At 65.7% G+C, this 14,830-nt stretch carries 8 protein-coding genes; 2 read left to right on the top strand and 6 right to left on the bottom strand.

Annotated features, from left to right (window positions below; translation table 11 throughout):
- Positions 1–2: 2 nt before the first annotated feature.
- Entirely contained in the window at positions 3–1,595 is a 1,593-nt protein-coding gene (locus WDM86_00270) for a carboxyl transferase domain-containing protein (GenBank protein MEI9988448.1), read from the bottom strand.
- The gene (locus tag WDM86_00265) at positions 1,595–2,755 is read right to left on the bottom strand and encodes an isovaleryl-CoA dehydrogenase (protein ID MEI9988447.1); all 1,161 of its coding nucleotides are present in this window, start codon (positions 2,753–2,755) and stop codon (positions 1,595–1,597) included. Before WDM86_00265 ends, WDM86_00270 begins: the two co-directional genes overlap by 1 nt.
- Positions 2,756–2,888: 133 nt before the next feature.
- Here WDM86_00265 and WDM86_00260 point away from each other — a divergent pair, with 133 nt between their 5' ends.
- On the top strand, positions 2,889–4,562 hold the full coding sequence (locus tag WDM86_00260) for an AMP-binding protein (GenBank protein MEI9988446.1): 1,674 nt from the start codon (positions 2,889–2,891) through the stop codon (positions 4,560–4,562).
- A 58-nt stretch (positions 4,563–4,620) separates the two neighbouring features.
- On the top strand, positions 4,621–6,222 hold the full coding sequence (locus tag WDM86_00255; protein MEI9988445.1) for a tannase/feruloyl esterase family alpha/beta hydrolase: 1,602 nt from the start codon (positions 4,621–4,623) through the stop codon (positions 6,220–6,222).
- A gap of 49 nt (positions 6,223–6,271) precedes the next feature.
- Here the strand turns inward: WDM86_00255 and WDM86_00250 are convergent, their stop codons facing one another.
- From WDM86_00250 to WDM86_00235, 4 genes are all read right to left on the bottom strand, one after another.
- A complete protein-coding gene (locus tag WDM86_00250) occupies positions 6,272–9,643 on the bottom strand; it encodes a glycosyl hydrolase (GenBank protein ID MEI9988444.1) in 3,372 nt (1,123 codons plus the stop codon).
- A gap of 122 nt (positions 9,644–9,765) precedes the next feature.
- Entirely contained in the window at positions 9,766–11,922 is a 2,157-nt protein-coding gene (locus tag WDM86_00245; protein ID MEI9988443.1) for a TonB-dependent receptor, read from the bottom strand.
- 204 nt (positions 11,923–12,126) lie between these two features.
- The gene (locus WDM86_00240) at positions 12,127–13,185 is read right to left on the bottom strand and encodes an alpha/beta hydrolase (protein ID MEI9988442.1); all 1,059 of its coding nucleotides are present in this window, start codon (positions 13,183–13,185) and stop codon (positions 12,127–12,129) included.
- Between the two features lie 30 nt (positions 13,186–13,215).
- Positions 13,216–14,799, bottom strand: a complete 1,584-nt coding sequence (locus WDM86_00235; GenBank protein MEI9988441.1) for a carboxylesterase family protein — start codon at positions 14,797–14,799, stop codon at positions 13,216–13,218.
- Positions 14,800–14,830 lie beyond the last annotated feature (31 nt).

The following is a 14,830-nucleotide window of genomic DNA, read 5'->3' as shown; positions in this document are numbered from 1 at the left end:
CATCACATCCGGAAGACGCCGAACTTTGTTTCGGCGATGGGGGCGTTGAGGCAGGCGCTGAAGGCGAGTGCGAGCACGCGGCGCGTGTCGGCGGGCGCGATGATGCCGTCGTCCCAGAGGCGGGCGGTGGCGTGGTAGGGATTGCCTTCGGCCTCGAAGCGCTCGCGGATCGGCCGTTTGAAGGCCTCCGCCTCTTCCGGCGTCCATGTGTCGGCGTCGCGGTGGACGGTGGCGAGGACGGCCGCCGCCTGCTCGCCGCCCATCACGGAGATGCGGCTGTTGGGCCAGGAGAACAGGAAGCGCGGGCTGAAGGCGCGGCCGCACATGCCGTAATTGCCGGCGCCGTAGGAGCCGCCGACGATCAGCGTGATCTTGGGCACTTGGGCGTTGGCGACCGCGGTCACCATCTTGGCCCCGTCCTTGGCGATGCCGCCGGCCTCGTATTTTTTGCCCACCATGAAACCGGAGATGTTCTGCAGGAACAGAAGCGGGATCCTGCGCTGGCAGCACAGCTCGATGAAGTGCGCCGCCTTCAGCGCGCTCTCGCTGAACAGGATGCCGTTGTTGGCGACGATGCCGACCGGGATGCCTTCGAGATGGGCGAAGCCGGTGACGATGGTGGTGCCGTAGAGCTTCTTGAACTCGTCGAACTCAGAGCCGTCGACCAGCCGCGCGATGATCTCGCGGGCGTCGTATTGCGTGGCGAGGCTGGGCGGCACGATGCCGTCGAGCTCGGCGATGTCGTAGGCGGGCGGCCTCGGCGTCTTGAGCGGGATGTTCGGCTGCTTGGCCGTGTTCAGGCCAGCGACGATATGGCGGACGATGGCCAGGGCGTGGGTGTCGTCATTGGCATAGTGGTCGGCGACGCCGGACTGGCGGGCATGCACATCCGCGCCGCCGAGGTCTTCCGCCGTGACGATCTCGCCGGTGGCGGCCTTCACCAAGGGCGGGCCGGCGAGGAAGATGGTGCCCTGCCCTTTGACGATGATGGTCTCGTCGCTCATCGCCGGGACATAGGCACCGCCGGCGGTGCAGGAGCCCATGACGGAGGCGATCTGCGGAATGCCGGCGGCCGACATGGTGGCCTGGTTGAAGAAGATGCGGCCGAAATAATCGCGGTCGGGGAAGATCTCCGCCTGGTTGGGCAGATTGGCGCCGCCGCTATCGACCAGATAGATGCAGGGCAGACGGTTCTGCACCGCGATCTCCTGCGCCCGCAAATGCTTCTTCACGGTGAGCGGATAATAGGTGCCGCCCTTGATGGTCGCGTCGTTGCAGACGATGACGCATTCGCGGCCCGCGACACGGCCGATGCCGGTGATGATCCCGGCGCCATGGATATCGCCTTCGTACATGCCATAGGCGGCGAGCGGCGACAGTTCGAGGAAGGGCGAACCCGGGTCCACCAGCCGCTCGACCCGCTCGCGGGGAAGCAGCTTGCCCCGTTCGGTATGGCGCTTGCGCGAGCGCTCGTCGCCGCCGAGGGCGGCGATCGCCTGACGCGCGCGCAGTTCCTCGACCAGCGCCGCCATGGCCGCGGCGTTGGTTTTGAAGGCGGGGGAGCTGGGGGCGAGGGAGGATTTGAGTGCCGTCATCAATTCCCGCTCTCCTCGAACAATTCCCGGCCGATGAGCCAGCGGCGGATTTCGCTGGTGCCGGCGCCGATCTCATAGAGCTTGGCGTCGCGCAGGAGCCGCCCCGTCGGATAGTCGTTGATATAGCCGTTGCCGCCCAGGCACTGGATCGCCTGCAGCGCCATCCAGGTGCCCTTCTCGGCGGCATAGAGGATCGCGCCGGCGGCGTCCTTGCGCGTGGTCTGGCCGCGGTCGCAGGCCCGCGCCACGGCGTAGACGTAAGAGCGCGTCGCGGAGAGCGCGACATACATGTCGGCGAGCTTGGCCTGCATGATCTGGAAAGTCCCGATCGACTCGCCGAACTGCTTGCGGTCGTGGACATACGGCACCACCGCATCCATGCAGGCCTGCATGATGCCGAGGCTGCCCGCGGCGAGCACGGCGCGCTCGTAATCGAGCCCGCTCATCAAGACGTTCACGCCCTTGCCGAGGCCGCCCAGGATGTTCTCCTCCGGCACCTCGCAATCCGCGAACACGAGCTCGGCGGTGTCGCTGCCGCGCATGCCGAGCTTGTCGAGCTTGGGCGCATGCGAGAAGCCCTTGAAGGTCTTCTCGATCAGGAAGGCCGTCATGCCGCGCGGGCCCGCGGCGGGATCGGTCTTGGCATAGACCACCAGCGTGTCGGCATGCGGGCCGTTGGTGATCCACATCTTGGTGCCGTTGAGGACGAAGCGGTCGCCCTTGCGCTCGGCCTTGAGCTTCATCGACACGACGTCCGAGCCGGCGCCGGCCTCGCTCATCGCCAGCGCGCCGACCTGCTCGCCCGAGATCAGCCCCGGCAGATAGCGCCGCTTCTGCTCCTTCGTGCCGTTGCGGCGGATCTGGTTGACGCAAAGGTTCGAATGCGCGCCGTAGGACAGCCCCACCGAGGCCGAGCCGCGGCTGACCTCCTCCATCGCGATGACGTGCTCGAGATAGCCGAGGCCGAGGCCGCCGAACTCCTCCTCCACCGTGATGCCGTGCAGGCCGAGCGCCCCCATCTCGGGCCACAGATGGCGCGGGAAGGTGTTGCTGCGGTCGATCTCCTCGGCGATGGGTGCGATTCGGTCGTCCGCGAACGGACGCACCGTATCGCGGATCATGTTGGCGGTGTCGCCAAGGTCGTGGTCGAGCGTGCGCATATCGTCATCCTGTGGCCGACGCCTTTTTGGCCGCCGGGGGCGATTGGTCAAGATATAATATGATTGAAAATGACATTTAATGGTCTATTATGGTCGAAAGAAGCGGCAGCACGCTTTGTATAATAGGTGAGGGATGGAAAGCCTGGTTCGCGGCGCCGATGCGCCGCCGCTGCTGGATTATACGATCGGCGAGGCGCTGACGGCCACCATCGCGCGCTGGCCCGAGCGCGAGGCGCTGGTCTCGCGGCATCAGAACATCCGCTGGTCCTATGCCGAATTCGGCCGGCGCGTCGATCGCCTCGCCGCCAGCTTCCGCAAGCTGGGCCTGTCGGCCGGCGACCGGGTCGGCATCTGGGCGCCCAATTGCGCCGAATGGGTTCTCACCCAATTCGCGACCGCCAAGGCCGGGATCATCCTGGTGACGATCAACCCGGCCTATCGGCTGTCCGAGGTCGAATACACGCTGAATAAGGTCGGTGTCGCCGCCCTGATCTGCGCCGACCGCTTCAAGACAAGCGACTATACGGCGATGATCGAGACCCTGGCGCCCGAGATCGCAACATCCCCCTCCGGGCAATTGGCGGCCGCGAGATTGCCGGCCTTGAAGCGCGTGATCCGCATCGGCGGCGCGAAGCGGCCAGGCTGGTTCGCCTTCGACGAGATCGCCACCCTGGCGCCCGCCGACGAACAGATGCCGCAGGGCGTCGGCCTCACGACCGGCGATCCGATCAACATCCAGTTCACCAGCGGCACCACCGGCCTGCCCAAGGGCGCGACGCTGTCGCATCGCAATATCCTGAACAACGGCTACTTCACCGGCCTGCGGATGAATCTCGGACCGGGGGATCGGCTCTGCATTCCGGTGCCGCTCTATCATTGCTTCGGCATGGTGCTCGCCAATCTCGCCTGCATCACGCACGGCGCGACGATGGTCTTTCCCGCCGCCGGGTTCGATCCGCTGTCGGTGCTGGAGACGGTCGCGGCAGAACGCTGCACCGCACTGCACGGCGTGCCGACCATGTTCATCGCCGAGCTCGAACATCCGCGCTTTGCCGAGTTCGATCTATCCAGCCTGCGCACCGGCATCATGGCGGGCGCGCCCTGCCCGGTCGAAATCATGCGCCGGGTGATCGACAAGATGCATATGCGCGAGATCACCATCGCCTATGGCATGACGGAGACGAGCCCGGTGAGCTTCCAGAGCGCTCCCAACGACCCGCTGGAGCGGCGCGTCTCGACCGTCGGCCGCGTGCTGCCGCATCTGGAGGTCAAGATCGTCGACGGCAACGGCGCCATCACGCCGCGCGGCGCGCGCGGCGAACTGTGCACCCGCGGCTATTCGGTGATGCTCGGCTATTGGGACGATCCGGAGCGGACCGCGGAGGCGGTCGATGCGGGCGGCTGGATGCACAGCGGCGATATCGCGATCATCGATGCCGACGGCTATTGCAACATCGTGGGACGGCTCAAGGACATGGTGATCCGCGGCGGCGAGAACATATATCCGCGCGAGATCGAGGAATTCCTGTTCCGCCATCCCAAGATCGAGGACGTGCAGGTGGTGGGCGTGCCGGACGCGAAATACGGCGAGGAGCTCTGCGCCTGGATCCGCCTGCGCAGCGGCGAAAAGGCCGACGCCGAGGAGATCCTCGCCTTCTGCCGGGGCCAGATCGCACACTACAAGGTGCCGCGCTACATCCGCTTCGTCGACGAATTCCCGATGACGGTCACCGGCAAGATCCAGAAATTCGTCATCCGCGAGGCGATGATCGAAGAACTCGCGCTCAGCGAGGCCAAGACGGCCTGAGCGCATCGCTTCAGGTCAAACACATCGAGGGAGGTTCAACTTGCGTTCAAGGACATTCATGCCGGCGCTTCGCCGGCCCGCACTCGCCATCGCGGCCGGCCTCAGCATGCTGTTCGCCGCCGGCGCCGCACAGGCGGCGTGCGAAGACCTGGCGCAATTTCCCGTGGTCGACGGCAAGATCACGTCGGCGGCCATGGTCGAGGCGAACACGGCGATCGCGCTGCCCGGCCTGCCCATCAGCCTGCCGGCGCCGGCGAAGTTCTGCCGCGTCGCGGTCACGCTGACGCCGACGCCGGATTCGTCGATCATGGCCGAGGTCTGGCTGCCCGAAGCGGCCGGTTGGAACCAGAAATTCCTCGGCGCCGGCAATGGCGGCTTCGGCGGCACGGTCGCCGCGCCGATGCTCGACATGCGCAAGGCGCTGGAGCGCGGCTATGCGACGGCGGGCGACGATCTGGGTCACGAGACGCCCTTTCCCAAGATCGATGCGAGCTGGGCGATCGGCCATCCCGAGAAGGTGAAGGACTTCGCCTATCGCGCCGATCACGTCACCGCCGTGTTCGCCAAGGCGCTGATCGCCGCCTATTACGGCAAGCCGCCGAAATATTCCTATTTCCGCGGCTGCTCGAATGGCGGCCACGAGGCGATGATGGAGGCGATCCGCTATCCGGACGATTACGACGGTATCATCGCAGGCGCGCCGGCGAATTCCTGGACCCATCTGATGACCAACTTCCTGTGGAACGAGCGCGCCCTGAGCGAAACGGCGATAAGCCGGATTTCGGACGCCAAGCTGTCGCTGGTGCAGAGCGCCGTGATGGCGAAATGCGACGCAAGGGACGGCGTCACGGACGGCATCATCAACGATCCCTCGACCTGCCGCTTCGATCCGCGCAAGCTTCTGTGCAAGGCCGGCGACGGCGCGGATTGCCTGACCCAGGCCGAGCTCGACGCCTTGCTGAAGATTTACGGCGGCCCGATCGATCCCGTGACGCATAAGCCTATCTATCCGGGCTTTCCCGTCGGCGGCGAGGGCCTGGCGAAGAACTGGACGCAGTGGATCACCGCGGCCGATTCCTCGCAGGCGCAGTTCGCCAATCAGTTCTTCGGCGCCATCGTGAAGGGCGATCCCAATTGGGACTATCGCAGCTTCGACTTCCACAAGGATGTCGTGCTGGCCGACGCGACGATCGGACCCATCATCAACTCCAATAGCGACGATCTGCGGGCGTTCGCGGCGCATGGCGGCAAGCTCATCCTGTTCCAGGGCTGGGACGACGCCGCCGTCACCGCCTATGGGACGATCGCCTATTATCGCAGCATCCAGAAGAAGATGGGCGCGGCGACGACAGCCGGCTTCGCCCGCCTGTTCGTCGCGCCAGGCATGATGCATTGCGGGGATGGACCAGGACCCAACAGCCTCGACTGCGTCGCGGCGCTGGAGCAATGGCGCGAACAGGGCGTGGCGCCGGCGCAGATCCTCGCGGCCCATTATTCCAATCCGCTCGCCGTGCTGGCCGGGCTGCCGGCCGGCGATCCGACATCGACGCGCCCGGTCTGCGCCTATCCCAGCGTGGCGCATTGGACGGGAACCGGCTCGGCCGATCAGGCCGCGAACTATGTGTGCCAAGGGCCGGGGGCCGGCCGGACGCACCACTGACCGACACGATCACGGGAGGGCGAAACCCAGGTTTCGCCCTCTCTTCGCGTCACGGTACGCTTTTCAGGATGCGGACCGGACCGAGCAGACCCGAACTGCGCAAAGGCGCGTCGGGCTCATAGGTCGGGATGGTCGTGAAGGTGTATTTCTTCGTGACGCCCGGCTGCATATCGCCGATCAGCCGGTTGACCCAGAGATTGGCGATTTTCACCTGCAACACATTTTCGCCGCCGCGCGCGGCGCCCGTGATGTCCAGGGTGAAGGGCGGATTCCAGAGGATGCCGAGGAGATGGCCGTTCAGGCTCACCTCCGCCACCTCGTGAAGATCGCCGAGGTCGAGCGTCATCCGGCCCTTCGCGTTCGCCGGGAGCGTGAAGTGCTTGGCGTACACGGCGGTGCCGGAGAAATACCGCACGCCGGGATCGGTGCTGTCGCTCCAGGAACCCAAGGCGGCCTGCGTGATCGTCGCCGGCGCGCCGCGATCCGGCTGGAAGGCGATGGACCAGGGGCCCGCCAGGTCTGCGATGTCGGTCTGCGCAAGCGCGAAGTCCGGACGCGCGCGCACCGCGGTGGGATGGCGGAACACGACGAAGGTCGAGCCATAGCCGCCGAGCGATAGCGGAATCTCGGTGCGGCCGTCGACGATGCGATAAGGCGCGGGCGTCACCTTGCCGGTCACCGCGTTCCAGAACTCCGGCGCAAAACCGGCGACGCGGAAGGTCGCGGTCACGTGCTCGGCGCGGTCGAGGCGGTTGGTGACGAAATAGAGATCGCCGCGGTCGAGCTTGCGATGGATCTCGAGCAGCTCCGCGTCGGCTTCGGGCTTGCTGTACTGGAAGTCGGGCGCGACGTTCAGCGCCGCGAGGGCGGCATCGAGCGGCATGCCGGACATCACCCGGCCCTTGCCATAGGCGTGATCGGGCGTGCCGCCGAAGAGATCGTCGGCCACGGCCTTCATCTGCGCCGGATCGTCCGACAGGCTCGGAGAGCCGAGCGGTCCGTCGCCGACCAGCACGACACCTTGCGAGACCAGGTCGCGTATGCGCTTCAGCACCGGAAGGGTCATGTAGCGGCTGGAGCCGCCCAGATAAAGTACGCGGTAATGCATGCCGGAGCGGGTCGCCAGTTCATGGCCATCGACCGACGTCTGATCGAGCAGGACGCTCGAATTGACGAAGTCGAAGCCGTAGCCGGCCGGCACGCCGATGTCCTTTTCGCCGAACAGGCCGGTGATGGGCGCTTCCTCGCCATAGAAATAAGCAATATCGGCCGCGTAGTGTCCCTGCTGCAGCAGGTAGGAGCAGCGCGAGAGATAGGTGACCCAGGGCTGCGCATAATCCGCCCAACTCTCCAGACGATTGAAGAACTGGCCGAAGACGAAGAGCGACAGGCCCGGCGGCCTGTCGACCGGCTGATGCACCGAGGTGTGCACCACGATGCGATTGACGCCCAGCGCGAATTCGAGATCGGCGATCGGCTTGAGCTGGCGCGGCGCATAGGCCCAAGGCTGCACCGCCGAGGTCAGCGATTCCGCCGCGACGAGATTCTGGCCGTAGATATGCGACACCGACGCGGCGCCGCGGATGTCGGCGACGTAAGTCGGGAAGGATTCGCGTCGCTTGCCATAGGTCCACATCGCCGCCATCGGCACGGAGGCGTATTGGCGCATTTCCATATCGTCGCCGAAGGTCGGGCGATGATCCTCGAGCGCTTCGGTGTAATTGGCGAGGCCTTGCGCCTTTGCGAGCGTGGCGATCTCGCCATAGTGGTTCTTGGCGACGAGCTGATTGATCGTGCGGCGATAGTCCCAGAGGAATTTGTCGCTCGCCTCGGGACTCTGGATCACCACACCGGTGAGGACGGGCAGCCAGGGCGTCGCATCGTAGCCGCGAAGCGCCTTGAAATCGGCGAGGATGGTCTCGGTCCAGTTCTGCATGCCGACTTCGGTGCTGTCGACGGTCAGCGCGGTCACGCCATGGGAGCCGAAAAGCCCGGGGCCGGTCACCTGCTTATAGAGATCGAAATAGCCCTGCATATAGGCTTGCACATGCTCGCGGTTGAGCTTGTCGACTTCCAGGCCGGTCGCTTCGGCGGGCGCCGGATGGTTCTCGGTGCCGAGCAGCGAATAGCCCATGCGCAGCACGGTCCAGCGTCCCGGCGGCGGCGTCCAATCGAGCGTGCCGTCGGGCTTCATACGGTCGGTGAGCACCACGACGTCGGTGGGCGCGATCGCCGTATCGGGTGCGGCGGGCGGCGCTGCGAGAGCGTAGTAATCCGGCACGATGCCGTAATCGGCCTTGATCTCGGCCTCATTGACCCGCGCGTCGCCGTGCAGGACGAGTTCATGGACGTGATAGCGCAGCGCCGCCGGCGACGGCGAGACCATCGCCAGCAGACTGCGGGCCGCCGCGCCGGGAGCGAAGTTGGAGAAGATTCCCGGAGGGATCGGCGATGGCGCCGGCGACAAGGTCGCGCGGAAATAGCGCGCCGTGATGGGCGCAAAAGACACGGTGTGGAGCGGCACTTTCGTGGCGGCGATGTCAGCGACGTGCTGCCATATCTTGCCGTCGTCGCTGGATTCCAACGTGACGGCGGCGCCGAACGCACCATCGGCGGAGATCGACAGGGTGATCGCCTGCACCGGCGTCGGCTTGGCATAGGCGATGCGGATCTGAACCTGTTTGCTGCCTTCGGCCGGCGTGAGGATCGGACCATCGGTCAGATCGCCGTCGGTGAGTGCGGCGGCGTCCAGCGCCCCGGCATCGGACGTCGCCGCCGCGACCGGCGCCGGAACCGTCGGCTCGCGATAGGCCACCACCACCGTGTCGCGATAGAACGACAGCGAGGCGCTTTTGGGCTTGGGATCGAGCAGACCCCACTGCATGGGCGCGTTCTGGATCGGACCCGTGGTCGCGGGCGGCTGCGGCAGCAGGCCATGGAAGGCATGGCCACCTTCGATCGACGTGGCGCTCCAGACCGCTTTCTTCATCGCGTCCTGCGGCGTGACCCAGGGCGCGCCCGTCTCGCTCCAGCCGGGCGAGGAATCGATCGACATCTCCAGGCCCATCTTGTCGGCCAGGCCGGCTGCGTAGCGGAACGCATCGCGCCATTCCGGCGTCATGTAGATGAGGCGCCTGTCGACGACCTGCGGCGTCGCCAGCGAGGCATCGATGGCATTGATGCCGCCGATGCCTACACGCTTCATCCATTCCAGATCCTTGCGAATGCCATCCTTGGAGATGTTGCCGTTCATCCAGTGCCACCAGACGCGCGGCCTGGCCGATTGCGGCGGCGCCTCGAACCCCTGGACGAGCGGATCGGAAGGCGCAGCGTGACCGGCGCCGGCCCCGCTCGCGGAGAATGCGACCCAACCGGCCGTTAGCGCCGCCACCGCGGCGCCGAAGTGCAATGCTGTCCGCATACGCCGCATCGTTCATTCCTCCCGTCGACCGGTTTCGGCTCTTCTAGAAAAAAGGGAACACCCAGGCCAGCGCCCGAATGTTCCCTTCATTGGCTTACGGGAGACACATCCCGCAGGCAGGCTTAGAAGCTCTTCGACACGCGGATGCCATATTGTGCCGGCGGACCGGGGAATCCGAGATTGCCCAGAAGCTGCGTCGAGACGTAGTGCAGGTTGAAGATATTGGTGCCGTAAGCCGTCACGCGCCAGGTGTCGTCCGGAGTGTAGGTGAGCTGCGCGTTGAACAGGTTTTGCGCGGCGAGGCGGTCCACCGGATCGTCCTCGAACACCGTGGCCCAGCGCGCGCCGGTCAGGCCGTAGTCGATGCGCGGGGTCAGCGTCTGGTCGTTGCCCAGATCGAACGCATATTGCAGGCCGAGTTGCGCCGTCCATTTCGGCGAGTTGGGCAACGGCCGGCCGGTGACATTCTCGCAGAAGGCTGTCGCGGGCCCGGTCGCCGAATTGCAGACCGTGCCGGGCGGCACGGCGAGCCGGCTGTCGACCGCGTAGAAGGTCCCAACCTGCGAGTTGATGTAAGAGGCGCCGAGGTTGGCGGACAGCCCGCCGAATACCGCCTGGATCTGACCTTCGATGCCGTCGATCTTCGTCGTGCCCGGAGAGTTCTGATCCTCGCCGCCGAAGTTCGACGGATCGTAGAAGGACATCTGGAAGTTCTTGTACTCGTCGTAGAAGCCGTCCAGCTGCGTCAGAAGATGGCCGTCCAGCATCGTGCCTTTCCAGCCGACTTCGTAATCGGTGACGTTTTCCGGCCCGAAGATCGTGCCGTCGCCGTTGATGCCGCCGCCCTTATGGCCGGTGGCGACAAAGGCGTAGAGGAAGTTGTTCTCGTTGATCGTCCAATCGAGGTCGATCTTGCCGGTCAGGCGCGCGTCGCGCTGTGTCTTGTTGCTGAGCGGGAGCGCCACGACGACCGTTCCGTTGAGCAACTCGCCTTCCTGAATGCGCTGCCTGAAGCTGGTTTCCGAATAGCGCAAGCCGACCTGCAGCTTCAGCGCGTCGGTCAACGCATAGCTGCCCTGGCCGAACACGCCCCAGCTCTGGCGGATGGCGGTGTCGTGCAGCGCGGTGAGCGCGAGGCCGGTCGTGGGACCGCCGCCCGGTGCCAGCGAGACGATGAACTGCGGCACGTTCAGCAGATCGTCCTGATAGACGCCGCCGAAAATCCAGGTGAACGGACCGGTGTCGGGCGACACGATGTTGATCTCTTGCGAGACGACCTGGTCCTTGGCCTGGGCGAAGAACGCCTCGGGCCCGGCGACCGGCGGAGTCGAGAAGATGGTCTGATCGGTTCCGTCCATGTCGAGCGCATAGGAGATGCGGCCGTACTGATAGCCCGAGATCGAGCGGATCTGGATACCGCTGTCGAGCTGGTAGGTCATGCGCAGCACGGCGCGTCCCTGCTGATCGACGCCCATCAGATGCGCGTCCGAGCCGACGTCGAAGATGTTCTTGGTCGAGCCGGTGAAAGGGGCCGCCAGCGGCGCGCCATGATCGATGTAGTTGTAGTCGAGCTTGAGCTCGGCGGTGAACGCCTCTGTCGGCTTCCACAGCGTGCTCACGCGCCAGTTCGTGGTGTGCAAATTGGCGGCATTGCCGGTGAACGGACCGGACATGTGGAAGAAACTGTCACGGTTCTCGTCGTCGGTGGCGATGCGGATGGCGAGATCGTCGGACAGCGGGATGTTGATCGCACCCTGCAGGCGGACGTCGTTGTAGCTGCCGTATTGGAATTCCGCGAAGCCGTTGACGCCGTCGAAATTGGGATCGGCCTCGGTGATGAAGATGGCGCCGCCGGTCGCGTTCTGGCCGGCGAAGGTGCCTTGCGGGCCGCGCAGCACCTGGACGTTGCTGATGTCGTAATAGGGCTCGTCGGCGAGAAAGCCGTTGAACGAGGTCGAGACGCCGTCGCGATAGGTGAGAACGCCGGACGAGACCTGGATGCCGCCGTCGTTCTTGCCGATGCCGCGCATGTTGACGAGGACGTTGGAGCCCGAATCCTGGACGGTCAGCGAGGGCGTGGAGAACTGGAGCTGATCGAGCGAGTCGATTCCGCGCGCCTTGAGATCCTCGCCGGTCAGCACCGTGGCCGACAGCGCGGTCTTCTGCAGGTCGGTGGAGCGCCGTTCGGCGGTCACCACCACGGTTTCGATCTGCGTGCTTTCGGCGAGGGCCGGCACGGCCCAGGCCAGCGTCACCGCACCCAGGGCGACGCCCTGCATCCAACGCGTCCTTGCTCGGCCCAACGCATGACCCTGCATGTCTATGACTCCCCTAGGTTTCCTCAGCCGGGCCGGTGGCCTGGCCATGTTGTTCGTTCTTGGCGTCATGTTCGCAAAACCGACAATAAAGTCAAGTTTCCAAGCATTTTCGATCAAAATCGATAATTTGTGTGGCTTTCCGGTCACCACGGCCGCCCGCGGCGGTTAGGGTTTCGCGGGGACGAGGTGGCTTTTCCAGAAGCGGCTGATCTCGTCGAATGCCTGCTTTTGCTCGGGCGTTCCGTTCATGTAGCCCTGGAAGACGTGCGGCATGCCTTCGTAGACGTCGAGCTCGGCCTCCACGCCGCCAGCCTTGATCGCGTGATAGAGGCGCACGGAATCGCTCAGCAGCATTTCCTTGGTGCCGACCTGGATCAGCACGGGCGGAAAGCCTTTGCTGAAATCGCCATAGAGCGGGGAGACGTAGGGATTGCTCCAGTCCTGCGGTCCGGCATAGGCCTTCAGCGCCGCGATCACCGGCGGGATGTCGAGAATCGGATCGGCGTAGCGCAGGGTGGTTTCGGAATCGCCGTTCAGATGCAGATCGGCGCAGGGCGAAAGCAGCAACATCGCGGCCGGCATGGGCAAGCCTTCGTCGCGCGCCTTCAACATCGCGCCCGGCACGATATTGGCGCCGGCGGAATCTCCGAAGATGCCGATGTTCTGGGGCTTATAGCCCTTGGCCAGCAGCGCCTTGTATACCGCGACCACCTGATCGGTGATCAGGGGCCAGCGGCCGCGCGGCGCCGCCGTGTAATCGACGGAGACGATGCGGTGACCCGTCGCCACCGCCATCTTGGCGTCCGCGCCGGCGGTCGAGCGTGCCGTGCCGAGGATCCAGCCGCCGCCGTGAACGCGAATGAGGATCGTGCCGTCATCGACGAAGTTCGGCGGCTCGGTCGTCAGGACGCCGACACCGCCCATCTGCGAATAGACGGAGGTCACGCCGAGCGCTTTGACTTGCGCTTCCGCGCCGGGAAGCTGCACGGCCTCCATCTTGTCGTGGAACGCGATGATGTCGGCGTCCGTCAGCAGCGGCGGCGTTGATGCCATGGCCGCGGCGGCCATCGGCGCGAATTTTTCGAGGATCGCGCGTGCCTCCGGCGACACCGAGTCCGGCACGAACGTCCGAAAGTTCGGCGGCGCGGGCGGCAGATCCGCGGCCAGGCCGGCGTTCGCGGCGAGCAGGCCGGCAATCGCGATGAATATCCCTGAACGTCTCACGGTTCGACTCCCCTTCTTTTATTGACGCAACTAGAACCAGGCGAACAGGCGCGCGAAGAAGTCCTTCACGCGCAGAAGCCAGATCAGCGGGACGAATTTTCCGTCGTAATAGTCGAGCTGTTTCGCCATCACATGGGCCTGCACCGAGCTGTGCTGCTGGCCGAAGACCATCCAGCGGTCGTCGCCGGCGGAATAGGCGGGCCAATTCGCCTGCCCCTGCGGATTGGGAGCGCCGGAGCGCGCGAACGCGACCCAGCGGGCATGCATCTCGTCGGCAAGCCGTTCATCGGCAGGCGTCGGATGCGATGTCACGTCGGGCTCGTGTCCCAGCGTCTTGAACACATAGAAAATCTCCGCGCCGTGATGCGCACGCGGGCGGGCGGGGCGATAGGACTCCGTCACGTGCTCGAAACGGTACAGATAGGCGGGCGCCGGCCACCGCGCGACGACCCAGCGCGCCGGCGCCGTCGCCAGCGCGTCGCGGAATTGCAGCCGCGCCGCCATCTCGCGATCCAGCGGCATGCCGTAGAGTTCGCGCAACTTGGACAGCGTGTCGTCGTCGATTTGGCCCGTCGCCTTCGCAACGGCGCGATCGATGAGCGAATCCTCGCCGTCGTTGATGCCGATCATGAGGGGCACCGGCGCAACCCGCCCGGCCGCGATCGCGAGCGTGATGCCGCTGGGCACAAGATCGGGATCGGGTTGGAGCGCCGTGTCGCCAGGAACATGCGCGAAAGCCGCGGCCGGCATGGCGCGGAGTTGGTCGAGCGACGCGCTGGGCGGCGCGCCGGCGGCAGCGGCGATCGCAAGGCCTCGCTTTTCCGCGTCGGCGCGGCTGCTGGGCGGTCCGAACCAGCCACCGCCGGATTCGACGATGGCCTTGTGGAACAGCCCCCAGGTCGCAGGCGTCACCAGCATGGAGAACACGCTGATGCCGCCGGAGGATTCGCCGAAAATCGTCACATTGTCCGGATCGCCGCCGAACGCCGCGATGTTGCGCTTCACCCATTCGAGCGCCGCGATCTGATCGAGCATGGCATAGGCGCCGACATGGAGGCCCTTGCGCGCCGCCTCCTCGGCCAGGCCCGGATAGGCGAAGCTGCCGAGATGGCCGAGACGATAATTGAGCGTCACCAGCACGACGCCGTCGCGCGCGAAGGACGCGCCGTCGTAATAGGGCAGCGAGCCGGCGCCGATGCGCCCTGCCCCGCCGTGGAACCACACCATCACCGGCGCCCGCTTGGCGACATGCGCCGGCGCCCAGACATTGAGCGTCAGACAATCCTCTCTGGTCGGCTCCGGCGCGCCGCCATAGGTGAGGATGTTGCTTTTGTCGCCGGAGGCGCCTTGCGGACAGGACGGCCCGAACGCGGTCGCGTCGCGCACCCCGCTCCAATGCGCGGCGCGAACCGGGGGATGCCAGCGCAGCGCGCCGACCGGCGGCAAGGCATACGGAATGCCACGAAAGATTTCGATATCGCCATTGGCTTCCCCGGCGAGTCTTCCCGTATCGACGGCGACGACCGGGGCGCTGGGCTGCGGCGCCGAGACCGCCGGACCGAAGACCAATAAGGCGGCGAGGGCAGTGCTTAGGCGCATCAAGAGACTGGGCACTTAACGCATCCTTCGCAGAGGTCAGCGGTTT

This window comes from Rhizomicrobium sp., from assembly GCA_037200045.1.
In the GTDB taxonomy this organism is placed as follows: Bacteria; Pseudomonadota; Alphaproteobacteria; order Micropepsales; family Micropepsaceae; genus Rhizomicrobium.
The sequence above is the reverse complement of the archived record's forward strand: the minus strand, read 5'-3'. Positions and strand labels throughout refer to the sequence as shown.

Excerpts from the sequence above, each read along its gene's own strand:
- WDM86_00250 (MEI9988444.1), bottom strand. The coding sequence starts at position 9,643 with ATGCGGACAGCATTGCACTTCGGCGCCGCGGTGGCGGCGCTAACGGCC.
- WDM86_00260 (MEI9988446.1), top strand. The coding sequence starts at position 2,889 with ATGGAAAGCCTGGTTCGCGGCGCCGATGCGCCGCCGCTGCTGGATTAT.
- WDM86_00255 (MEI9988445.1), top strand. The coding sequence starts at position 4,621 with ATGCCGGCGCTTCGCCGGCCCGCACTCGCCATCGCGGCCGGCCTCAGC.
- WDM86_00245 (MEI9988443.1), bottom strand. The coding sequence starts at position 11,922 with ATGCAGGGCGTCGCCCTGGGTGCGGTGACGCTGGCCTGGGCCGTGCCG.
- WDM86_00265 (MEI9988447.1), bottom strand. The coding sequence starts at position 2,755 with ATGCGCACGCTCGACCACGACCTTGGCGACACCGCCAACATGATCCGC.
- WDM86_00270 (MEI9988448.1), bottom strand. The coding sequence starts at position 1,595 with ATGACGGCACTCAAATCCTCCCTCGCCCCCAGCTCCCCCGCCTTCAAA.